Origin of the sequence: Streptomyces sp. NPDC006655, assembly GCF_040703965.1 — a bacterium.
In the GTDB taxonomy this organism is placed as follows: Bacteria; Actinomycetota; Actinomycetes; order Streptomycetales; family Streptomycetaceae; genus Streptomyces.
On sequence record NZ_JBEYJU010000094.1, the window covers coordinates 14,118 to 35,681 of the forward strand.

20 protein-coding genes and 1 pseudogene are annotated in these 21,564 nt (G+C 70.5%); 6 read left to right on the forward strand and 15 right to left on the reverse strand.

The window, feature by feature from the left end:
* Window positions 1-21: 21 nt before the first annotated feature.
* Both AB0958_RS35900 and AB0958_RS35905 read right to left on the reverse strand, forming a co-directional pair.
* Window positions 22-1,377: a replication-associated recombination protein A gene (locus tag AB0958_RS35900; protein WP_366894662.1), complete on the reverse strand. Its 1,356-nt coding sequence runs from the start codon at window positions 1,375-1,377 to the stop codon at window positions 22-24.
* Window positions 1,378-1,420: 43 nt separating this feature from the next.
* The gene (locus AB0958_RS35905) at window positions 1,421-2,077 is read right to left on the reverse strand and encodes a vitamin K epoxide reductase family protein (protein WP_366894663.1); all 657 of its coding nucleotides are present in this window, start codon (window positions 2,075-2,077) and stop codon (window positions 1,421-1,423) included.
* 145 nt (window positions 2,078-2,222) lie between these two features.
* Between AB0958_RS35905 and AB0958_RS35910 the strand changes: the two genes are divergently transcribed.
* The 4 genes and pseudogenes from AB0958_RS35910 to AB0958_RS35925 all read left to right on the forward strand — a co-directional run bounded on the left by AB0958_RS35910 (window position 2,223) and on the right by AB0958_RS35925 (window position 5,074).
* Window positions 2,223-3,089 carry an ABC transporter ATP-binding protein gene (locus tag AB0958_RS35910; RefSeq protein WP_366894664.1) on the forward strand — a complete coding sequence of 289 codons (867 nt, stop codon included), beginning with the start codon at window positions 2,223-2,225 and terminating at the stop codon, window positions 3,087-3,089.
* The gene (locus AB0958_RS35915) at window positions 3,086-3,325 is read left to right on the forward strand and encodes a hypothetical protein (protein ID WP_366894680.1); all 240 of its coding nucleotides are present in this window, start codon (window positions 3,086-3,088) and stop codon (window positions 3,323-3,325) included. Before AB0958_RS35910 ends, AB0958_RS35915 begins: the two co-directional genes overlap by 4 nt.
* Before the next feature lie 112 nt (window positions 3,326-3,437).
* Window positions 3,438-4,454, forward strand: a pseudogene (locus tag AB0958_RS35920) (sensor histidine kinase); the annotation flags it as partial.
* On the forward strand, window positions 4,451-5,074 hold the full coding sequence (locus tag AB0958_RS35925) for a response regulator transcription factor (RefSeq protein ID WP_366894665.1): 624 nt from the start codon (window positions 4,451-4,453) through the stop codon (window positions 5,072-5,074). The pseudogene AB0958_RS35920 and the gene AB0958_RS35925, both read left to right, overlap by 4 nt.
* A gap of 31 nt (window positions 5,075-5,105) precedes the next feature.
* Here AB0958_RS35925 and hisS read toward each other — a convergent pair whose 3' ends face one another.
* The gene (gene hisS / locus AB0958_RS35930) at window positions 5,106-6,368 is read right to left on the reverse strand and encodes a histidine--tRNA ligase (protein ID WP_366894666.1); all 1,263 of its coding nucleotides are present in this window, start codon (window positions 6,366-6,368) and stop codon (window positions 5,106-5,108) included.
* A gap of 13 nt (window positions 6,369-6,381) precedes the next feature.
* Complete coding sequence (locus AB0958_RS35935) at window positions 6,382-7,092, reverse strand: MBL fold metallo-hydrolase (protein WP_366894667.1); 711 nt, start codon at window positions 7,090-7,092, stop codon at window positions 6,382-6,384.
* Window positions 7,093-7,270: 178 nt separating this feature from the next.
* Here AB0958_RS35935 and AB0958_RS35940 point away from each other — a divergent pair, with 178 nt between their 5' ends.
* Entirely contained in the window at window positions 7,271-8,095 is an 825-nt protein-coding gene (locus tag AB0958_RS35940) for a peptidylprolyl isomerase (RefSeq protein WP_366894668.1), read from the forward strand.
* Window positions 8,096-8,230: 135 nt separating this feature from the next.
* On the forward strand, window positions 8,231-9,460 hold the full coding sequence (locus AB0958_RS35945; protein WP_366894669.1) for a DUF349 domain-containing protein: 1,230 nt from the start codon (window positions 8,231-8,233) through the stop codon (window positions 9,458-9,460).
* 111 nt (window positions 9,461-9,571) lie between these two features.
* On the opposite strand, the gene AB0958_RS35950 is transcribed toward AB0958_RS35945, so the two are convergent.
* From AB0958_RS35950 to pdxS, 11 genes are all read right to left on the reverse strand, one after another.
* Window positions 9,572-12,112, reverse strand: a complete 2,541-nt coding sequence (locus AB0958_RS35950; RefSeq protein ID WP_366894670.1) for a bifunctional (p)ppGpp synthetase/guanosine-3',5'-bis(diphosphate) 3'-pyrophosphohydrolase — start codon at window positions 12,110-12,112, stop codon at window positions 9,572-9,574.
* Window positions 12,113-12,344: 232 nt separating this feature from the next.
* Complete coding sequence (locus AB0958_RS35955) at window positions 12,345-12,884, reverse strand: adenine phosphoribosyltransferase (protein ID WP_366894671.1); 540 nt, start codon at window positions 12,882-12,884, stop codon at window positions 12,345-12,347.
* On the reverse strand, window positions 12,881-13,987 hold the full coding sequence (gene secF, locus AB0958_RS35960) for a protein translocase subunit SecF (protein ID WP_366894672.1): 1,107 nt from the start codon (window positions 13,985-13,987) through the stop codon (window positions 12,881-12,883). Before secF ends, AB0958_RS35955 begins: the two co-directional genes overlap by 4 nt.
* A 3-nt stretch (window positions 13,988-13,990) precedes the next feature.
* Window positions 13,991-15,778 (reverse strand): protein translocase subunit SecD, encoded by a 1,788-nt coding sequence (gene secD / locus AB0958_RS35965; RefSeq protein WP_366894673.1) that lies wholly within the window; start codon window positions 15,776-15,778, stop codon window positions 13,991-13,993.
* Between the two features lie 144 nt (window positions 15,779-15,922).
* Window positions 15,923-16,450 (reverse strand): preprotein translocase subunit YajC, encoded by a 528-nt coding sequence (yajC, locus tag AB0958_RS35970; RefSeq protein ID WP_366894674.1) that lies wholly within the window; start codon window positions 16,448-16,450, stop codon window positions 15,923-15,925.
* A gap of 251 nt (window positions 16,451-16,701) precedes the next feature.
* Window positions 16,702-17,775 (reverse strand): Holliday junction branch migration DNA helicase RuvB, encoded by a 1,074-nt coding sequence (ruvB, locus tag AB0958_RS35975; RefSeq protein ID WP_366894675.1) that lies wholly within the window; start codon window positions 17,773-17,775, stop codon window positions 16,702-16,704.
* A 26-nt stretch (window positions 17,776-17,801) separates the two neighbouring features.
* Complete coding sequence (ruvA, locus tag AB0958_RS35980) at window positions 17,802-18,407, reverse strand: Holliday junction branch migration protein RuvA (protein WP_366894676.1); 606 nt, start codon at window positions 18,405-18,407, stop codon at window positions 17,802-17,804.
* Window positions 18,404-18,943, reverse strand: coding sequence for a crossover junction endodeoxyribonuclease RuvC (ruvC, locus tag AB0958_RS35985; protein WP_366894677.1), 540 nt, complete (start codon window positions 18,941-18,943; stop codon window positions 18,404-18,406). Before ruvC ends, ruvA begins: the two co-directional genes overlap by 4 nt.
* Window positions 18,944-19,069: 126 nt before the next feature.
* A complete protein-coding gene (locus tag AB0958_RS35990; protein WP_365789634.1) occupies window positions 19,070-19,822 on the reverse strand; it encodes a YebC/PmpR family DNA-binding transcriptional regulator in 753 nt (250 codons plus the stop codon).
* Window positions 19,823-19,874: 52 nt separating this feature from the next.
* Window positions 19,875-20,477: a pyridoxal 5'-phosphate synthase glutaminase subunit PdxT gene (gene pdxT / locus AB0958_RS35995; protein WP_366894678.1), complete on the reverse strand. Its 603-nt coding sequence runs from the start codon at window positions 20,475-20,477 to the stop codon at window positions 19,875-19,877.
* Window positions 20,477-21,382 carry a pyridoxal 5'-phosphate synthase lyase subunit PdxS gene (gene pdxS / locus AB0958_RS36000; RefSeq protein WP_132889256.1) on the reverse strand — a complete coding sequence of 302 codons (906 nt, stop codon included), beginning with the start codon at window positions 21,380-21,382 and terminating at the stop codon, window positions 20,477-20,479. The genes pdxT and pdxS overlap by 1 nt, the downstream gene beginning before the upstream one ends.
* Window positions 21,383-21,564 lie beyond the last annotated feature (182 nt).

Genomic DNA, 21,564 nt, shown 5'->3' on the forward strand with positions numbered 1-21,564 from the left:
TCGGGGCAGTCTACAGGCTGCTCAGGACCGCCTGCGACCGAGGTGCTTCCTGGTCCACTCGACGGCGTCGGCGTAGCGCGCCTCGGAGCCGTGCCGGGTCGGGGTGTAGTACTCGCGGTCCTTGACGGTGTCCGGGGCGTACTGCTGCTCGGCGATGCCCTCGGGCAGGTCGTGCGGGTACACGTACCCCTGGGCGTGCCCCAGCTTGGCGGCGCCCTTGTAGTGGCCGTCGCGCAAGTGCGGGGGCACCTGTCCGGCCAGTCCCTTGCGGACGTCCTCCAGGGCGGCCCCGATCGCGGTGGTCGCGGAGTTGGACTTGGGGGCCAGGGCGAGGGCGATGGTGGCGTGGCTGAGGGTGAGGGCCGCCTCGGGGAAGCCGATCATGGCGACGGCCTGGGCGGCGGCCACGGCTGTGGGCAGCGCGTTCGGGTCGGCGAGGCCGATGTCCTCGCTGGCCGAGATCATCAGGCGGCGGGCGATGAACCGGGGGTCCTCGCCGGCCTCGATCATCCGGGCCAGGTAGTGCAGGGCCGCGTCGACGTCGGAGCCCCTGATGGACTTGATGAGGGCGCTGGCGACGTCGTAGTGCTGGTCACCGTCGCGGTCGTACTTCACCGCCGCCCGGTCGACGACCTCTTCCAGGGTCCGCAGTGCGATCTCCGTCTCGCCCTTGTCGAGGGCGGCGCCGGCGGCGGCCTCCAGGGCGGTCAGGGCACGGCGGGCGTCGCCGCCGGCGATCCGCAGCAGGTGGTCCTCGGTGTCCTCGGGGAGGGTGACGGCGCCCTTGAGGCCGCGTTCGTCGGTGAGCGCCCGGCGCAGCAGGCCGCGGACGTCGTCGTCGGTGAGCGGTTCGAGAGTCAGGAGCAGGGAGCGGGACAGGAGCGGGGAGATCACCGAGAAGTACGGGTTCTCGGTGGTGGCCGCGATCAGGGTCACCCAGCGGTTCTCGACCGCGGGGAGCAGGGAGTCCTGCTGGGCCTTGCTGAAGCGGTGGATCTCGTCCAGGAAGAGGACGGTCTCCTTGCCGTATCCCCCGGTGGCGCGGCGGGCGCCGTCGATGACCGCGCGGACCTCCTTGACGCCGGCGGTGATCGCCGAGAGCTCCACGAACCGCTTGTCGGTGGCTTTGGAGACGACGTACGCGAGGGTCGTCTTGCCCGTGCCGGGTGGGCCCCAGAGGAGCACGGAGGACGGCCCTGCCGGGCCGCCGGACCCCTCGCCGACCAGTCTGCGCAGCGGGGACCCCGGCTTCAGGAGGTGCTGCTGGCCCACCACCTCGTCGAGGGTGCGGGGGCGCATCCGCACCGCCAGGGGACTGCCGGCGGGGTCCTTCTCCTGGCGTTCTTCTGCGGCGGCGGTGAACAGGTCGGGTTCCACGCTGAAACCCTAAATCACGGCACTGACAATCCCGCCGGGGCCGTCAGCTGGTCCAGAAGTCCCACCAGCGGGTCAGGATCAGCATGCCGATGATGCCGATGTGCACGACCGGCAGCACCCAGGTGAACTCGCCGAAGAACGACTTGAGCCAGTTCGGCGCCGGCAGGAAGCCCTTGCGGATGTTGAAGGACGTCACGTACCAGAACATGGTGATCGTGGCGACCCAGGCCAGCGAGCACCACAGGCACAGCGCGTTGATCCGGTACAGGGACTGGAACTGCAGCCAGGTGCAGAAAGCCACACCGAAGAGCGTGCCGAAGTTGAAGGTCAGCCAGTACCAGCGGGGGAAGCGGGCACGGGCCAGCAGGCTCATGCCGACGCAGACGACGATGCCGTAGCAGACCAGCCCGAGCATCGGGTTGGGGAAGCCGAAGGCGGCGGCCTGCTTGGACTCCATGACGCTGCCGCAGGAGACGACCGGGTTGAGGCTGCACCCGGGGGTGAAGGTCTTGCCCTCGACCTTGGCTTCCAGCAGCTTGAACTTGTCGATCGTGATGACCCACGCGGCCAGCAGCCCGGCGGCGCCGGTGATGATCAGCAGCAGGGCGAAGGCGAGACTGCCGCCCTCCGTGCGCGGTGCTGCGGAGGCGTTCTCGGGCTCGGGTTCCGTGGAGACGTCCTTGACTGTCGTCTTGCTCATCACGCCGATTCCGTGTGTTTGAGAGTTGGAACTTCTTCGGGCAGGGGCCATTGTGCCGCACGAGGCCTCCTGTCCACCGTTCGATGGACATAAGGAAGTACGCACGGTCGTCCCGAAAGGCTCGGTTCCGGTCGAGGCTCGGGGCATGACAGCACACGCGAACGAACTCGCGGTGGACGTCCGGGGGCTGCGCAAGCGGTACGGCGACGTGACCGCGGTGGACGGCATAGATCTGGGCATACGGCGCGGCGAGGTGTTCGGCCTGCTCGGACCCAACGGGGCGGGCAAGAGCACCACGGTGGAGATCCTCCAGGGCAACCGGTCCCGGGACGCGGGCGAGGTCTCGGTCCTGGGCGCCGACCCGGCGACGGGCACGCGCGCGTGGCGGTGCCGGTTGGGAATCGTCTGGCAGGACGAATCGGCGCCCGCCGAGTTGACGGTCCGCGAGACCGTACGGCACTTCGCGCACTACTACCCGAGGCCGCGCGATCCCGAGCGGGTCATCGGCCTTGTCGGTCTCCAGACCAAGGCGGACAGCCGGATCAAGGCCCTGTCGGGTGGCCAGCGCCGCCGCCTGGACGTCGCGCTCGGTGTGATCGGCGATCCGGAGCTGCTCCTGCTGGACGAGCCGACGACCGGCTTCGACCCGGCCGCCAGGCGCGGGTTCTGGGACCTGGTCCGGCTGCTCGCGGACGAGGGCACGACGATCCTCCTGACCACCCACTACCTGGAGGAGGCGGAGGCACTCGCCGACCGGCTGGCGATCGTCGCCCGCGGCCGGGTCGTCGCCGAGGGTGAGCCGCAGACGCTCCGGAACCTCCACGGCACCGGCGCCACCGTCGAGTGGACGGAACCGGACGGCACCATGCGCGCGGAGCACACGCAGACCCCGACGAAGACGGTCGCCGGGCTCATGGACCGTTTCGACGGCGAGATCCCGGGGCTGCGGGTGAGCCGCCCCTCCCTGGAGGACGTCTACCTCCGTCTGACCGGTCAGGAGGCCGCACGATGACCACGACGACCGCCGCGCCCGCGCGGACCCGTGAGGACGCGGAACGCCTGCCGGGCGCCTGGACGATCGGACTGCGCCGGGGCGCGCCGGAGATCCGGCAGTTCTTCCGCCAGCGCGACCAGGTGGTCTTCACCTTCGCGCTGCCCTTGGCGTCGTCGTGGAAGATCGACGCGAACAGGAAGAGGAGGACGACCGGGAAGGCGTCACCGCCTCCCAGCTGTACGTGCCGGCCATGATGGCCTCGGGGATCATGTCGACGAGCTTCCAGTCGCTGGGGATCTCGATCGCGGTCGAACGCGACGAGAAGGTGCTGCGCCGGCTACGGGGCACCCCGATGCCGCCGGCCGCGTACTGGTCGGGCGGGCGCTGATCCAGCAGGAGGAGCCGGACGAGCGACCCGCGGTGCGCTATCTCGCCGGCGCGACGGCCCTCTACCTGCCGTCGGCGGTGCTGGTCGGCGAGGCCCGGCTGATGTCGTTCGCGCTGATTCCGCAGTGCTTCATGACCCTGCGCAGGCGCCCGGCGCTGGTCGCGGTCACCGTGATCAATCTGGCTCCGGTAGCGGGGTGGGCTCTGCTGTGGCGGCCGGAGCCGACCGTTTTGTTCGCCAACTCCCTGTCCTCGCTGGTGAGTCTGGTCTTCTCCGTGGTGATCGGCGGCTGGATCATCCGGATCATCGAGCAGAGCGCGGAACGGGCCGCGCTGATCGCGGAGCTGGACGCGAGCCGGCACGAGGTCGCGCGGCTGTCGGCGGCGCACGGTGCGCTCGCCGAACGCGAACGCATGGCGCGCGAGATCCACGACACCCTCGCGCAGGGCTTCACCAGCCTCCTGATGCTGGGGCAGGCGGTGGAGGCGGAGCTGGACCACGACCTGCCGCAGGCCCGCCGTCACCTGGCCCTGATGAACAGGACCGCCCGGCAGAACCTCGCCGAGGCGCGCGCCCTCGTCGCCGGGGGCGCGCCCGCTGACCTGGCCGGCGCGTCGCTGCCGGACGCACTGCGCCGGCTGGTGGACCGGCACGGGGCAGCCACGCTGGAGGTGACGGGTCCGGTACGGCCGCTGCCGGCCGGCGCCGAGGTGGTCGCCCTGCGTTCCTGCCAGGAGGGTCTGACCAACGCGCGCAAGCACGCGGGGAGTTCCGTGCCGGTCGCCATCCGCGTCAGCTACACGGACGAGGCGCTCACCGTCGCCGTCCACGACGACGGCCGCGGGTTCGACCCGGATGCCGCGTGTTCCGGCTACGGTCTGGCGGGGCTGCGGGCCCGGGCCGCGGAGGCGGGCGGTACGGCGACGGTACGCAGCGCGCCGGGTGACGGTACGACGGTGACGGTGCGGCTGCCCCTCGGAGGTGGTCCGCTGTGATCCGGATCGTGCTCGCCGACGACCATCCCGTCGTACGGGAGGGGCTGCGCGCGATGCTGAGCGCCGAACCGGACTTGGAGGTGGTCGCCGACGCGTCCGACGGGCCGCAGGCGGAGGCGCTGGCGGCCGAACTGGACCCGGATCTCGTACTGATGGACCTGCGTATGCCGGGCGGCGGGGGCGTCGACTCGATCCTCCGGATGACCGAGGCGGGTCTGCGCTGCCGGGTCGTCGTGCTGACCACCTACGAGAACGACCGGGACATCCTGCGGGCAGTGGAGGCGGGTGCGGCGGGCTACCTGCTCAAGGACCTGCCCCGGGACGAACTGGCCGGCGCGGTGCGGGCCGCGGCGCGCGGGGAGACGGTGCTGGCGCCGTCGGTCGCGGCGCTCCTGGTCGACCGGCTGCGGGTCAAGCCGGAGCGCCCGCGCCTGTCCGGGCGGGAGGTGGCGGTGCTGCGCCTGGTCGCCGAGGGCTGTACGAACGCAGAGACGGGACGCCGGCTGTTCATCGGCGAGTCGACGGTGAAGACCCACTTGCTGCGGGCGTTCGCCAAGCTCGGCGTGGACGACCGGACCGCCGCGGTCACCTGCGCGATGCGGCTGGGCCTGCTGGAGTGAGGGAGCCGTACGCCCCCTCACTCCCCGGGGCTCAGCCCAGCCTCGACTCCAGCTCGGCCACGATCTCGTTCACGCCCACCGCCGTCTGCTCCCCGGACTCCATGTCCTTCAGCTGGACGACGCCCTCGGCGAGGTCGCGCTCGCCGGCGACGATCGCGTAGCGGGCCCCGCTGCGGTTGGCGTTCTTCATGGCGCCCTTGAGGCCCTTGCCGCCGTAGGAGAAGTCCGCCGCGACACCGACCCGGCGCAGCTCCGTGACCTTCGCGAAGAGGACCCGGCGGGCCTCCTCGCCGAGCGGCACCGCGAAGACGCTGGTCGCGGACGGGATGTCCAGCTGCACGCCCTCGGCCTCCAGGGCCAGGACCGTGCGGTCGACACCGAGGGCCCAGCCCACCGACGGCAGCGCGGGGCCGCCGATCATCTCGGACAGGCCGTCGTAGCGGCCGCCGCCGCCCACCGCGGACTGGGAGCCGAGGCCGTCGTGGACGAACTCGAAGGTGGTACGCGTGTAGTAGTCGAGGCCGCGGACCAGCTTCGGGTCGTCCTCGAAGGAGACGCCCGCGGCCGTGATCAGCTCACGGACCTCCTCGTGGTACGCCTTGCACGCGTCGCAGAGGTAGTCGCGCAGGAGGGGCGCGTCGCCCAGCTGCTTCTGGACCGACTCGCGCTTGTCGTCCAGGACACGCAGCGGGTTGATCTCGGCCCGCCGCAGGGTGTCCTCGTCGAGGTCCAGACCGCGCAGGAAGTCCTGGAGCGCGGCCCGGTAGACCGGGCGGCACTCCTTGTCGCCGAGGCTGTTGAGCAGGATGCGGAAGTTGCTCAGGCCCAGCGAGCGGTACGCCTGGTCGGCGAGGATGATCAGCTCGGCGTCCAGGGCCGGGTCCTCGGCACCGATCGCCTCGGCACCGACCTGGGAGAAGTGGCGGTAGCGGCCCGCCTGCGGCTGCTCGTACCGGTAGTACGAGCCGGAGTACCAGAGCTTGACCGGGAGGTTGCCCTGCCGGTGCAGGTTCGCCTCGAGAGCGGCGCGCAGGACCGAGGCGGTGCCCTCCGGGCGCAGGGCAAGCCTGTCGCCGCCCTTGGTCTCGAAGGCGTACATCTCCTTGGTCACGATGTCGGTGGACTCGCCGACACCGCGCGCGAAGAGCTCGACGTTCTCGAAGCCGGGCGTCTCGATGTAGCCGTAGCCGGAGTTCCGCAGAGGTCCGGCGATCGCCTCGCGCACCGCGAGGAACTTCGCGGACCGGGGCGGAATCAAGTCGTACGTGCCCTTGGGGGCCTGAAAGGTGCTCACGGAAGGTCTCTCGTCACATTCCTCGTCGGGGAGCCCGGGGTGCTCCCTGGCCGTCGGCGGCCACCTGCCGCAGATACGGGTTGGTGGCGCGCTCCTGGCCGATGGTCGTCTGGGGGCCGTGGCCGGACAGCACCACGGTGGAGTCGTCGAGCGGCAGGCAGACACGGGCCAGCGAGGCCAGCATGTCGTCCATGGAGCCGCCCGGCAGATCCGTGCGTCCGATGGAGCCGGCGAAGAGCAGATCGCCCGAGAAGAAGACCGAGGGGATCTCGGCCGTCTCCGGCATCTGGAAGGTCACCGACCCCTTGGTATGGCCCGGCGCGTGCGCGACGGAGAATCCGAGTCCGGCGAGCTCCAGCCGCGCGCCGTCGGCCAGTTCGAACACGTCGTCCGGCTCCCCCACCGTGAGCTCGCCCATGAGCGGCATGCCGATGGACCGGCCGAGCGCCTTCTCGGGGTCGCTCATCATGTACCGGTCCTCCGGGTGGATCCAGGCCGGTACGTCGTGCGCTCCGCACACGGGGACGACCGAGGCCACATGGTCGATGTGGCCGTGGGTGAGGACGACGGCGACGGGTTTGAGCCGATGCTTCCTGAGCGCTTCCTCGACGCCTTCGGCGGCCTGGTGGCCGGGGTCGATGATCACGCACTCCTCACCGGCGGCGGGGGCGACGAGATAACAGTTCGTCCCCCAGGCCCCGGCGGGGAACCCGGCAATGAGCACGATCGTCCTTCGTTGTGTCGATTCGGGCGGCTACCAGCTGTGGTCCAGAGCCTACCGGCGCTGCCGTTTCCTCAGCGAACCCATATACGGTACGGGGCTACACGCAGTGGTCGGCTCACAAGACGCACAGCACGCACGCGTACCGGTCGGCATTCGACACGCATGAGGAGAGAACCCGGTGGTCAGCCAGGAGCAGCGGCGGCGTCAGCTCGCCCGGGAGAAGTTCTTGCGGCAGCAGCAGCGGCGCACCAGCGCACGACGCAAGGCACGCATGCGCAACTCCGTGATCGCGTCCGTGCTCGGCGTGATCGTGATCGGCAGTGTGGCGCTGTACACGACCGGTGTGCTGAAGAACAACGACGACAAGGCGAACGCCAGCTCGGAGACGACTCCCAGCGCCTCCGCCTCCCCCAGCAAGGCACCGGACCCGTGCGCGAAGGCGGCGGCCGGCTCGGTGAAGAAGCTGAGCTGGAAGAAGGAGCCGGCGATGACGATCGACACGTCCGCCGGCTACACCATGAAGCTGGCGACGACGTGCGGTGACATCGGCATCGCGCTGAAGACGTCGGCGGCCCCGCACACGGTGAACTCGTTCGACTTCCTGGCCGCGAAGGGCTTCTTCGACCACACGAAGTGCCACCGGCTCACCACCAACGGCATCTACGTGCTGCAGTGCGGCGACCCGACGGGGACCGGAAGCGGCGGCCCGGGGTACACGATCCCTGACGAGAACCTGAAGGACAAAAGCCTGAAGGGCGGTGTCTACCCGGCGGGTACGGTCGCGATGGCCAACACCGGCCAGAAGCACACCGGCGGCAGCCAGTTCTTCCTGGTCTACCAGGACAGCCAGTTGCCGCCCAGCTACACCCCGTTCGGCACGATCGACGCGGCCGGGATGAAGGTCCTGAAGAAGATCGCCGCGGCGGGCGAGAGCACCGGCCAGGGCGACGGAGCGCCGAACGCGACGGTCGTGATCAACAAGGCCACGGTCACCAAATCCTGACCACCAAGTGCGAAATTTCGGTCGCGCGGGATGCGGACAGGCCACCCGCCGGTCGCCTATGTTGGCCGTGACGAAACTGTGGACGATGCCCGGGGGCGCTGAGGCCCTTCGCAGGCATCATGTGGAGGAGGCGCTGTGAGCAGCGACCCGTGGGGCCGCGTCGACGAGACGGGGACCGTGTACGTGCGTACGGCCGACGGCGAGCAGGTCGTCGGTTCCTGGCAGGCCGGCTCCCCTGAGGAGGCGCTGGCCTACTTCGAGCGCAAGTACGAAGGCCTGGTTGTCGAGATCGGCCTCCTCGAAAAGCGAGTGAAGACCACCGACCTGTCCGCGAAGGACGCCCAGGCCGCCATCGACCATCTGCGCGAGCAGGTGGAGGCGCACCACGCGGTCGGTGATCTGGAGGCGCTGCGCACCCGGCTCGGCGAGCTGGTGAAGACCGTCGAGTCGCGTCGCGAGGAGCGCCGCGCGCAGCGGGCCAAGCAGTCCGACGAGGCCCGGCAGGCCAAGGAGGACCTGGTCGTCGAGGCGGAGCAGCTGGCCCAGTCCGACCAGTGGCGGGCCGCCGGTGAGCGGCTGCGGGCCCTGGTGGACACCTGGAAGGGCCTGCCGCGTCTCGACCGCAAGTCGGACGACGAGCTGTGGCACCGCTTCTCGCACGCCCGCTCGGCGTTCTCCAAGCGGCGCAAGGCGCACTTCGCGCAGCTCGACGCGCAGCGCGAGGACGCCCGCAAGGCGAAGGAGAAGCTGGTCGCCGAGGCGGAGTCGCTGTCCGGTTCGACGGACTGGGGTCCGACGGCGGCCCGCTACCGCGAGCTGATGGCCGAGTGGAAGGCCGCGGGCCGCGCCCAGCGCGAGCACGAGGACGACTTGTGGAACCGCTTCCGCGGCGCCCAGGACGTGTTCTTCGCGGCTCGTGGCTCGGCCTTCGCCGAACGCGACGCGGAGCAGACCGAGAACCTGAAGCTCAAGGAGGAACTGGCAGCCGAGGCCGAGAAGCTGCTGCCGATCACCGACCTGAAGGCCGCGCGGTCCGCCTTCCGTTCGATCAACGAGCGCTGGGAGGCCATCGGTCATGTGCCGCGGGACGCCCGTCCCAAGGTCGAGGGCCGGATGCACACGGTCGACCGGGCCATCCAGGAGGCCGAGGAGGCCGAGTGGCGCCGGACCAACCCGGAGGCACGCGCGCGTGCCGCGGGTCTGACCGGTCAGCTGCAGGCCGCCGTGGACAAGCTGGAGGCACAGATCGAGCAGGCGCGCGCCCAGGGCAACACGTCGAAGGCGGAGAAGCTCCAGCGTGAGCTGGAGGGGCGCCAGGCGCTCCTGGACCAGGCTCTCAAGGGCCTTCAGGAGTTCGGCGGCTAGAAACCACGACGACGCCGAGAGGGGCCCCGTACGCGACGTACGGGGCCCCTCTCGGCGTCGTGCGGTATCCCGCCCGCCCCCAGGAGCGGCTGCGTGCCGGCCAGCCGCCCCCTAGGAGCGGCTGCGTGCCGACGTCACCCGGTAGACGTCGTAGACGCCCTCCACTCCCCGTACGGCCTTCAGGACGTGGCCCAGGTGCTTGGGGTCGCCCATCTCGAAGGTGAAGCGGGAGGTGGCCACCCGGTCGCGGGAGGTCTGGACGGCCGCGGAGAGGATGTTGACGTGCTGGTCGGACAGGACGCGGGTGACGTCCGAGAGCAGCCGGGAGCGGTCCAGCGCCTCGACCTGGATGGCGACCAGGAAGACCGAGGACTGGGTGGGCGCCCACTCGACGTCGAGGATGCGCTCGGGCTCACGTGACAGCGACTCCACGTTGACGCAGTCGCTGCGGTGGACCGAGACGCCGCTGCCGCGCGTGACGAACCCGATGATCGGGTCGCCGGGAACCGGGGTGCAGCAGCGGGCCAGCTTGACCCAGACGTCGTCGACGCCCTTCACGACCACGCCCGGGTCCTGGCTGCTGCGGCGCTTGCTGCGACGCCCGCGGCTCGGCGGTACCGCCTCGTCGATCTCCTCGGTGGCCGCCTCCTCGCCGCCGAGTGCCTGCACCAGCTTCTGCACGACGTTCTGCGCGGCCACGTGGCCCTCGCCGATCGCCGCGTACAGCGAGGAGATGTCCGGGTAGCGCATCTCGTGCGCGAGGGTGACCAGCGAGTCGCCGGTGAGGATGCGCTGGATCGGCAGGTTCTGCTTGCGCATCGCGCGGACGATGGCGTCCTTGCCCTGCTCGATCGCCTCGTCCCGGCGCTCCTTGGAGAACCAGCCCCGGATCTTGTTGCGGGCGCGGGGCGACTTGACGAAGCCGAGCCAGTCGCGGGAGGGGCCGGCACCGGTCGCCTTGGAGGTGAAGACCTCCACCAGATCGCCGTTGTCGAGGGTCGATTCGAGGGGTACGAGCCTGCCGTTGACCCGCGCCCCTATGGTGCGGTGGCCGACCTCGGTGTGCACCGCGTACGCGAAGTCCACCGGGGTGGCACCCGCCGGGAGCGCTATGACGTCGCCCTTGGGGGTGAAGACGAAGACCTCGTTGCGGGACAGGTCGAACCGCAGGGACTCCAGGAACTCGCTGGGGTCCTCGGTCTCCTTCTGCCAGTCCAGCAGCTGCCGCAGCCAGGCCATGTCGTTGAGGTGGTCGTCCTTGCCCTTGCCGGACGACTTCGGCACGTCGGTGCGGACCTTGGAGGCGCCGGCGACCGCCTCCTGCTTGTACTTCCAGTGCGCGGCGATGCCGTACTCGGCCCGGCGGTGCATGTCGAACGTGCGGATCTGGAGCTCGACCGGCTTGCCGTTGGGGCCGATGACCGTCGTGTGCAGCGACTGGTACATGTTGAACTTGGGCATCGCGATGTAGTCCTTGAAGCGCCCCGGAACCGGATTCCAGCGCGCGTGGACGGTGCCCAGGGCCGCGTAGCAGTCGCGGACGGTGTCCACCAGGACGCGGATGCCCACCAGGTCGTAGATCTCCGCGAAGTCCCGGCCGCGGACGATCATCTTCTGGTAGACGCTGTAGTAGTGCTTCGGCCGGCCGGTGACGGTCGCCTTGATCCGGGCGGCGCGCAGGTCGGACTGGACCTCGTCGGTCACTATGGCCAGGTACTCGTCGCGCTTGGGCGCCCGCTCGGCGACCAGCCGTACGATCTCGTCGTACATCTTGGGGTAGAGGATCGCGAACGCGAGGTCCTCCAGCTCCCACTTGATGGTGTTCATGCCCAGCCGGTGGGCGAGCGGCGCGTAGATCTCCAGGGTCTCGCGCGCCTTCTTCTCCTGCTTCTCGCGCTTGAGGTAGCGCATGGTGCGCATGTTGTGCAGCCGGTCGGCGAGCTTGATGACCAGGACGCGCGGGTCCTTGGCCATGGCGACGACCATCTTGCGCACGGTCTCGGCCTGCGCGGCCTCACCGAACTTGACCTTGTCCAGCTTGGTGACGCCGTCGACGAGCAGCGCGACCACGTCGCCGAAGTCGCGGCGCAGGTCCTCCAGGCCGTACTCGGTGTCCTCGACGGTGTCGTGCAGCAGGCCCGCCATCAGGGTCGCCGGGTCCATGCCCAGCTCGGCGAGGATGGTGGTGACCGCGAGCGGGTGCGTGATGTACGGGTCGCCGCTCTTGCGCTTCTGGCCGCGGTGCCAGCGCTCGGCGACCTGGTAGGCGCGCTCGATCTGGCGCAGCGTGGCGTTCTCGATCTTGGGGTCGTTGCTGCGGACTATGCGCAGCAGCGGTTCCAGGACCGGGTTGTACGGGTTGGCGCGCTGCACGCCGAGCCTGGCCAGACGGGCGCGGACGCGGTTGGAGGAGCCGGTGCGCGGGGGTGTGCCGGCGTTGGGACGGGCCATGGGCGTCGTCTCGGGGCGCTCGGCCGGGGCCGGCTTGGGGCGCGACTGCTCGGCCGACTTGTCGACGGGCGCGGACTGGGCGTGCTCCACCGGTCCGCGGGCGTCGTTCTTCGCGTGCGGTGTGTTCGGCGCGGGCTTCGCCGCGGCTGCCGAGGCGGGCTCGGGCTTGGCGGCGGTCAGGTGCTGGGCCTCGTCTGGCAAGAGGACTCCTCGTGCGCGATCCGGGTCCCCCAGTCAGGCCCCGGACAACCATGGTAGCGATCCGGCCGCCCCCGAACGTGCGGAGCCCGTCCGAACGGCCGCCCGGACGTCAACGCGGAGGGCTCCCGCCGGATTCCCGGCTTCCGCTTGGGAGGCCTCGCGGGTCCCACGGCACAGCCCCGGGTGCGGACGTGAGGCCGCACCCGGGGCTGCTTCGAGCCCGGAACTCCGCTCAGACGGTGAGTATGGCCTCCAGGGGAGCGCCCTTGAGCGCGGCCTCCAGGCGGGCCCGGCCGCTCAGGAAGGCCAGCTCCATGAGGACCGCGACGCCCGCGACCTCGGCGCCCGCGCGGTGGATCAGCTCGATCGAGGCCTCGGCGGTGCCGCCGGTGGCCAGCACGTCGTCGACGATCAGGATTCGGTCGTCCGCGCCGATGTCCTCGGCGTGCACCTCGATCTCCGCGGAGCCGTACTCCAGCTCGTAGGCCTGGCGCAGGGTGGCTCCGGGGAGCTTGCCCGCCTTGCGGACCGGGATGAAGCCGAGGCCGGCGCGGACGGCGACCGGGGAGCCGAGGATGAAGCCCCGGGCCTCCAGGCCGACGACCTTGGTGGCGCCGGTGCGCGCGGCGATCCCGGCGAGGGCGTCGGTGAGCGCGGTGAACGCGGCCGCGTCGGCCAGCAGCGGCGTGATGTCCTTGAACATCACGCCCTCCTCCGGGTAGTCCTCGACGTCCCGGATGCGGCTGAGCAGCAGCTCCTTGAGGTCGCTCATCGGCGCTTCCCGGAGGGACGGCCGCGGCTCCCGCGGGTGCGGGACGCCGGCTGGTTGCGCGGGCCGACGACGGCCGGTGCGGCGTCGTCCGAGTCCTCGCCGGCGCCCCGGGCCCCGGCCAGTTCCTCCTCGGCGGACGACTGCGCCCGCTTGGCGAGGACGCGCTTCTTCAGCGCCTTCATCTGCGGCTCCATCTCCTTGAGGTCGGCGACGAGCGGCGTGGCGATGAAGATCGACGAGTAGGCACCGGCGGCGAGACCGACGAACAGCGACAGCGAGATGTCGTTGAGCGTGCCCGCGCCGAGGAAGCCGCCGCCGATGAACAGCAGGCCGGCGACCGGGAGCAGCGCGACGACCGTGGTGTTGATCGAACGGACCAGGGTGCCGTTGATCGAGTGGTTGGCGATGTCGCTGTAGGTGAAGCGGGTCTGCTTGGTGATGTCCTTGGTCTGCTCCTTGAGGCTGTCGAAGACGACGACCGTGTCGTAGAGCGAGTAACCGAGGATCGTCAGCAGACCGATGACCGTACCGGGCGTGACCTCGAAGCCGACCAGGGCGTAGATGCCGGTCGTGATCGTGATGTCGTGGATCAGCGCGACCAGGGCCGCGACGGCCATGCGCCACTCGAAGGCGATCGCCAGGTAGATCACCACGAGGATCATGAAGATCGCGAGGCCCTCCCAGGCCTTGTTGGCGATCTCGTCACCCCAGCTGGGCCCGACCAGGTCGGCGGCGATGGACTCGGGGTCCACGTTCATGTCCTTGGCCAGCGCGACCTTGGCCGCGTCCGACTTGCTGGTGTCCATGCCCGCGATCTGGATGCGCAGACCGCCCGTGCCGAGCTTCTGCACGACCGCGTCGTGGCCGGAGGCCTCCTTCGCGTAGGTCTCCGCCTGGGTCACCGAGACGGTGGTCTTCCCGGTGGTGAAGACGGCGCCGCCCTGGAAGTCGATGCCCATGTTCAGGCCGCGCACCGCCAGGCCGACGATGGCCGTGATGGTGATCAGGATGGAGACGCCGTACCAGATCTTGCGCTTGCCGACGAAGTCGTAGCTGATCTCGCCGCGGTGGAGTCGGGCGCCGAGGTTGCCGAGTTTCGACATCGCTCACGCTTCCTTCGGGTCGACAGGGCCGGCGGCGGGGCCGGCGGGACGGCGGGTGCGGCGCAGCGGCGGCTTGGCGCCCAGGCCCTTCGGGTCGAGCCCGGACCATTTGTGGCCGTTCGCGAAGAACTTGCGCCGGGCGAGGATCGTCATCAGCGGCTTGGTGAAGAAGAAGACGACGACCACGTCGAGCACGGTGGTCAGGCCGAGCGTGAACGCGAAGCCCTGGACCTTGCCGACGGTCACGATGAACAGCACGGCGGCGGCCAGGAACGACACGAAGTCGGAGACCAGGATGGTGCGCCGGGCCCGCGGCCAGGCCCGCTCGACGGCGGGACGCAGCGTGCGGCCCTCGCGGATCTCGTCCCGGATGCGTTCGAAGAACACGATGAACGAGTCCGCCGTGATACCGATCGCGACGATCGCACCGCAGACGGCCGGCAGGTTCAGCGCGAAGTGGATCGCGGGGCCGAGCAGCGCCATGATCACGTACGTGAGGATCGCGGAGACCAGCAGCGAGGGGATGGCCACGACCGAAAGACCGCGGTAGAAGGCCAGCAGGTAGATGATGACCAGGGCCAGGCCGATCGCGCCCGCGATCAGACCCGCGTGCAGCTGCTCGCCGCCGAGCGCGGCGGTCACGGTGGTGACGCTCTGCTCCTTGAAGGAGAGCGGGAGCGCGCCGTACGACAGCATGTTGGCGAGGCTCTGGGCCTCCGTCTGGGTGAAGCTGCCGGAGATCTCCGCCTGGCCGCCGGTGATGGACTGGCTGACGTACGGGCTGGAGACGACCTCGCCGTCCAGGACGATGCCGAACTCGTTCTGCGGCTGCTGGTTCTTGGCCAGTGCGGCGGTGACGTCCGCGAACTTCTTGCCTCCGCTGCCGGTGAAGGTCATCTGGACCTGCCAGCCGGCGGCGCCCTGCGTGTCGAAGACGGCCTGGGCCTTCTTGACCTCGGTGCCGTCGACGGCGGCCGGGCCGAGCACGTACTTGTACCAGACACCGGAGATCTTGCCGCAGGCCACGGTGGGGTCGGTCGGCTTGGCGGTCTTGCCGGCGGTGGTCTGAGCCGACTTCTTGGAGCAGTCCAGCGCGGCGTACTCGGCCTGCAGCTTGGAGGCCGCGGCGGAAGCCGAGGAGGAGGCGGAGGGGCTCGCGGACGCCTTGGCCGAGGAGGAGGCGCTCGCCGAGGCGGACGGCGTCGAGCCGGCCTTCAGGGCGTCGGTGACGGCGCGGCCCTGGGAGGTGGCGGAGGACGACGGGGACGCGGAGGACGACCCGCTCGCCTTCTGGGGCGCGCTGCTCGACGGGGAGGCGCTCGGGGAGGCGCTGGAGCTGCCGCTGGAGGACGCGCTCGGAGAGGCGCTCGGCGCGGCACCGGTGCTGGGCTCGCTGGCCAGGACCGGGCGGAAGTACAGCTTGGCGGTGGTGCCGACCTGCTGGCGGGCCTCCTCGGAGTTGGTGCCCTTGGGGATGTTGACGATGATGTTGCTCGTCCCCTGGGTCTGCACCTCCGCCTCGGACACACCGAGGCCGTTGACACGGCGGTTCATGATCTCGACCGCGGTGTTCATGTTGGCCTTGTTGATCGCGTTCGGCTGGCCCGGCTCGTTGCGCGCCTGGAGCGTGATGCTCGTACCACCGGCCAGGTCGATGCCGAGACGCGGCGTGGTGTTCCCGGAGGCGAACATCCCTCCGGTCAGCGCCACGATGGCGATCAGGATCAGGGCCAGCGAGCGCCCTGGCCTGCTCTGGGCGCTCGCGCTCCGGCCCCTCTTAGGTGCTGCCACCTTCTCGTACTCCCTCTCGGGCCGCCGTGCGCCTGGTCGGCAGCGCGGTCGGCCATGACATGGTGTCGGGATCCCGTGCGGGAAACAGACGCGCCCGGGGTGCGAGGTGCGCGCGTGGTGCGCGCACCGCTCCCCGGGGCGCGGCTACTTCGCGTCGGAGTCGCCGTCGGTCTTCTTCGGCTCTTCGCCCGCCTTCGCCTCGGTGGTCCCGGCCTCGTCGGCCTTGGCCTCGGCGCTCTCCTCGACACCGCCCTCGGTCGCGTCCTTCTTCCCGAGGTCGACGGCCTTGTCGTCGGAGGCGGCGGCAGCGTCGGCAGACTCGTCGTCGGTCTCGGTGAGGGAGGAGGCGTCGTCCGGGACGACGTCGGAGTCGGACTTCAGGTCGTGCTCGATACCGTGCACGATGCGGTTGTACTCGTCGTCCGTGAGAACGGCGCCGATCGCGTTCTTCGCGAAGAGAAGCTCGACTCCCGGACCGGCGTCGAGGAGGACGGTGTCCTCGCTGACTTCCTTGACCGTCGCGTACATGCCCCCGATCGTGCGGACACCGTTTCCGGGCTGGAGCTCGTTCCGCATGTCTTTGGCCTGCTGCTGGCGCTTCCTGGTGGAACGCGTCATCAGGAACATGGCCGCGATGAGGACGATGAACACGAGAAGAGGCAAGCTATTCACGGGACGGGGTTTCCTTCGCACAGCCGCGGCGGTGAGCGGCCTGGATGATGGGGGTGTGCTCGGCGCCGCCCGCAAAGGCGGCATCGGCGGAGTCTAAGCGAGTCCGCGCGCATGGAACAACGCTCAGCATGGCACCTGGGTTCCTGCCCCCGCCAATGCCCCGCCGTCACGAAGCGATCACGTCTGCCGCCGAGGCCTGGCGGACGACCGGCGGAGCCTGCACGGCGCCCGACCGGTCCGCCGGGGCCGGGTCAGCTGTCGAACAGGTCCTGCTGGCCGCCTCCGCCGGCCGCTCCGCGTGGCGCGGTCAGGCCCAGGTGGGCCCAGGCCGCGGGGGTCGCGACGCGGCCGCGCGGGGTGCGGGCGAGAAGGCCCTCGCGGACCAGGAAGGGCTCGGCGACCTCCTCGACCGTCTCGCGCTCCTCCCCCACCGCGACCGCGAGCGTCGAGAGGCCGACCGGGCCGCCGCCGAACAGCTTGAGCAGGGCTTGCAGGACCGCGCGGTCGAGCCGGTCGAGGCCGCGTTCGTCCACCTCGTAGACGGCGAGGGCCGCGTGCGCGATGTCGCGGGTGATCAGTCCGTCGGCCTTGACCTGCGCGTAGTCGCGGACGCGGCGCAGCAGCCGGTTGGCGATACGGGGCGTGCCGCGGGAGCGGCCGGCGATCTCGGCGGCGCCGGCCGGCTCGATCTCGACGTCCAGGAGGTTCGCCGAGCGGTGCACGACCCGCTCCAGCTCGTGCGGCTCGTAGAACTCCATGTGCGCGGTGAAGCCGAAGCGGTCGCGCAACGGCGGCGGCAGCAGCCCCGCCCGGGTGGTGGCGCCGACCAGGGTGAACGGGGGCAGTTCGAGAGGGATCGCGGTCGCGCCGGGGCCCTTGCCGACGATGACGTCGACCCGGAAGTCCTCCATCGCCATGTAGAGCATCTCCTCGGCGGGCCGCGACATGCGGTGGATCTCGTCGAGGAAGAGGACCTCGCCCTCCTGGAGGGAGGAGAGGATGGCGGCCAGGTCGCCGGCGTGCTGGATGGCGGGGCCCGAGGTGATGCGGATCGGGGCGCCCATCTCCGCCGCGATGATCATCGAGAGGGTGGTCTTGCCCAGGCCGGGCGCGCCGGAGAGCAGGACGTGGTCGGCGGTGGCGCCCCGCGCGCGTGCGGCGCGCAGCACCAGGTCGAGCTGCTCGCGGACCTTCTCCTGGCCGATGAACTCGCCCAGGTCCTTGGGGCGCAGGGCGGCCTCGACGGCCTGGTCCTCACGGTCGGCGACGGCGCCCACCAGCCGCTCCGTGTCGGCGCCGGTGTCGGTCGTGTCGTCCCAGTTCATAAGTGATGTGCCTCAGCGGTGGTGGGTCAGCGGGCGCGGTTGAGGGTCTGGAGGGCGGCCTTCAGGAGCTGCCCCACCTGGGGGGTGCCGCCCGCCGCCTCGGCCTGCGGGGTGACCGCGGTGACGGCCTCGTCGGCCTCCCGGGTCGCGTAACCGAGGCCGATCAGGGCGGCGTGCAGCTGGTCGCGCCAGCCCTGGGTGACGGGCGCGCCGACCGCGGGGGCGCCGATCGGTTCGCCGAGCCGGTCCTTCAGTTCGAGGAGCAGCTTCTGGGCGCCCTTCTTGCCGATGCCGGGGACGGCGATGAGCGCCTTCTCGTCCCCCGTGGCGACCGCGCGGCGCAGTGCGTCGGGGCTGTGCACGGCGAGCATCGCCTGGGCGAGCCGGGGGCCGACGCCGCTCGCGGTCTGGAGCAGTTCGAAGACCTGGCGTTCGTCGTCGTCCGCGAAGCCGTACAGGGTGAGCGAGTCCTCCCTCACCACCAGCGACGTGGCGAGTTTGGCCGGCTGGCCGGTCCGCAGCCCGGACAGGGTGTTGGGCGAGCACTGGACGGCGATGCCGATCCCTCCGACCTCGACGACCGCGGAGTCCGGGGCGAGGGCGGCGACCGGGCCGCTGACGAAGGCGATCATGCCGTACGGCCTTTCGTTGCGTTGGCTGCGTGCAGGGCCACGGCCTGCTGGAGTCGGTTCTGGGCGGGGGCGCGCCAGATGTGGCAGATGGCGAGCGCGAGGGCGTCGGCGGCGTCGGCGGGCTTGGGCGGGGAGCTGAGCCGGAGCAGCCGGGTGACCATGGCGCCGACCTGGGCCTTGTCGGCGCGGCCCGAGCCGGTGACGGCGGCCTTGACCTCGCTGGGGGTGTGCAGGGCGACGGGGATGCCCCGGCGGGCGGCGCACAGCATGGCGACGGCGCTGGCCTGGGCGGTGCCCATCACGGTCCGTACGTTGTGCTGGCTGAACACCCGCTCCACGGCGACGAACTCGGGCCGGTGCTCGTCCAGCCATTGTTCGATGCCCTGCTCGATGGCGACGAGGCGATGAGCGAGCTCGGCGTCCACGGGCGTCCGTACGACCCCCACGCCGACCATGGTGAGCGGCCGCCCGGCGACGCCTTCGACGACACCGACACCGCACCGGGTCAGCCCGGGGTCCACCCCCAGTACGCGCACCTTGCCCCCCTCCCTTCGGTCACCTGTTTGTGCAGGCTAGCGGGTGCCACCGACAACGGCCGACATGGCGACGGGCCGACGGGTGTGTCCCGTCGGCCCGTTGCGTCCGTGCAGCCCGCGGCGGCGCTACGCGTCGACCTTCTCCATGACCTCGTCGCTGACGTCGAAGTTGGCGAAGACGTTCTGGACGTCGTCGCTGTCCTCGAGGGCGTCGATCAGCTTGAAGATCTTCTTGGCGCCCTCCTCGTCCAGTTCGACCTGCATGGTGGGGACGAAGTTGGCCTCGGCGGAGTCGTAGTCGATCCCGGCGTCCTGGAGGGCGGTGCGGACGGCGACCAGGTCGGTGGCCTCGCTGAGCACCTCGAAGGACTCGCCCAGGTCGTTGACCTCCTCGGCGCCGGCGTCCAGCACCGCGCCGAGCACGTCGTCCTCGGTCAGCTCGCCCTTGGGGACGATGACGACACCCTTGCGGTTGAAGAGGTACGACACCGAGCCCGGGTCGGCCATGGAGCCGCCGTTGCGGGTCATGGCGACCCGGACGTCCGAGGCGGCGCGGTTGCGGTTGTCGGTGAGGCACTCGATGAGGACCGCGACGCCGTTCGGGCCGTAGCCCTCGTACATGATCGTCTCGTAGTCGGCGCCGCCGGCCTCCAGGCCGCCGCCGCGCTTGACCGCGGAGTCGATGTTCTTGTTCGGGACCGACTGCTTCTTGGCCTTCTGGATGGCGTCGTAGAGGGTCGGGTTGCCCTCGATGTCGACGCCGCCCATCCGGGCCGCGACCTCGATGTTCTTGATCAGCTTCGCGAAGAGCTTGCCGCGCTTGGCATCGATCACGGCCTTCTTGTGCTTCGTCGTAGCCCATTTAGAGTGGCCGGACATCTGCCTGTCTCCTTCGCGTAACCCATCCGAACAACGAACGCCAGAGATCCTACTAGGACTCCGTCGCCCGGTTCGCGTGCACCATGTCGACGAACAGGGCGTGCACCCGGTGGTCGCCGGTCAGTTCCGGGTGGAAGGACGTGGCGAGCGCGTTGCCCTGGCGGACCGCGACGATGTGGCCGTCGTGCTCGGCGAGCACCTCGACGTCGGCGCCCACGGACTCGACCCAGGGGGCCCGGATGAAGACGCCCTCTACAGGATCGCCGTCGATGCCGCGCACGTCGACCGCCGACTCGAACGACTCGTTCTGCCGCCCGAAGGCGTTGCGGCGCACGATCATGTCGATGCCGCCGATCGTCTCCTGACCCGAACGCGGGTCGAGGATCTTGTCGGCGAGCATGATCATGCCCGCGCAGGTGCCGTAGACGGGCATGCCGGCCCGCACGCGCGCGCGGAGCGGGTCCATCACGCCGAACAGGACGGCCAGCTTGGAGATGGTGGTGGACTCGCCGCCCGGTACGACCAGGCCGTCCACCTCGGCGAGTTCCTCGGGGCGGCGCACCGGCCTGGCCACGGCGTCGGCCGCGGCCAGGGCGACGAGGTGCTCCCGTACGTCGCCCTGGAGCGCCAGCACTCCTACGACGGGAGTGGTCATCACCAGCCCCGGTTCGCGTAGCGCTCGGCCTCGGGGAGGGTGTCGCAGTTGATGCCGACCATGGCCTCGCCGAGGTTGCGGGACGCGTCCGCGATGATCTTCGGGTCGTCGTAGAAGGTGGTCGCCTTGACGATGGCGGCGGCGCGCTTGGCCGGGTCGCCGGACTTGAAGATGCCGGAGCCGACGAAGACGCCCTCGGCGCCGAGCTGGCGCATCAGCGCGGCGTCGGCCGGGGTGGCGACGCCACCGGCGGAGAACAGGACCACCGGGAGCTTGCCGAGCTCGGCGACCTCCTTGACCAGCTCGTAGGGGGCGCGCAGCTCCTTGGCGGCGGCGTACAGCTCGTTGTTGTCACAGCCGCGCAGCTTGGCGATCTCACCCTTGATCTGGCGCAGGTGACGGACGGCCTCCACGACGTTGCCGGTGCCGGCCTCGCCCTTGGAGCGGATCATCGCGGCGCCCTCGGCGATGCGGCGCAGGGCCTCGCCCAGGTTGGTCGCACCGCAGACGAAGGGGGTGGTGAAGGCCCACTTGTCGGAGTGGTTGACCTCGTCGGCCGGGGTGAGGACCTCGGACTCGTCGATGTAGTCGACACCGAGGGACTGCAGGACCTGGGCCTCGACGAAGTGGCCGATGCGGGACTTGGCCATGACCGGGATGGAGACGGCCTCGATGATGCCCTCGATCATGTCCGGGTCGGACATCCGGGCCACGCCGCCGTCCTTGCGGATGTCGGCCGGGACCCGCTCCAGGGCCATGACGGCGACGGCGCCCGCGTCCTCGGCGATCTTCGCCTGCTCCGGCGTGACGACGTCCATGATCACGCCGCCCTTGAGCTGCTCGGCCATACCGCGCTTCACGCGGGCGGTGCCGGTCTCGGGGGCCTGGTTGTCGATGGTGGACACGGGTGACCTCACTCGTCGAAAGAGGGTTTCTGCGAACACCGAGGAAACGCGAGCGGACCAGTCCACAGCAAGGGCCAATGGGAAGGCCGTGGATCCTTTTGCGGGTCGGCTCCCCGGCTAGGGCCCTTCTGATGGATCTCCGCGGCGTCGCGACGCCCGGCACGCACGCTTGACGCACCGAA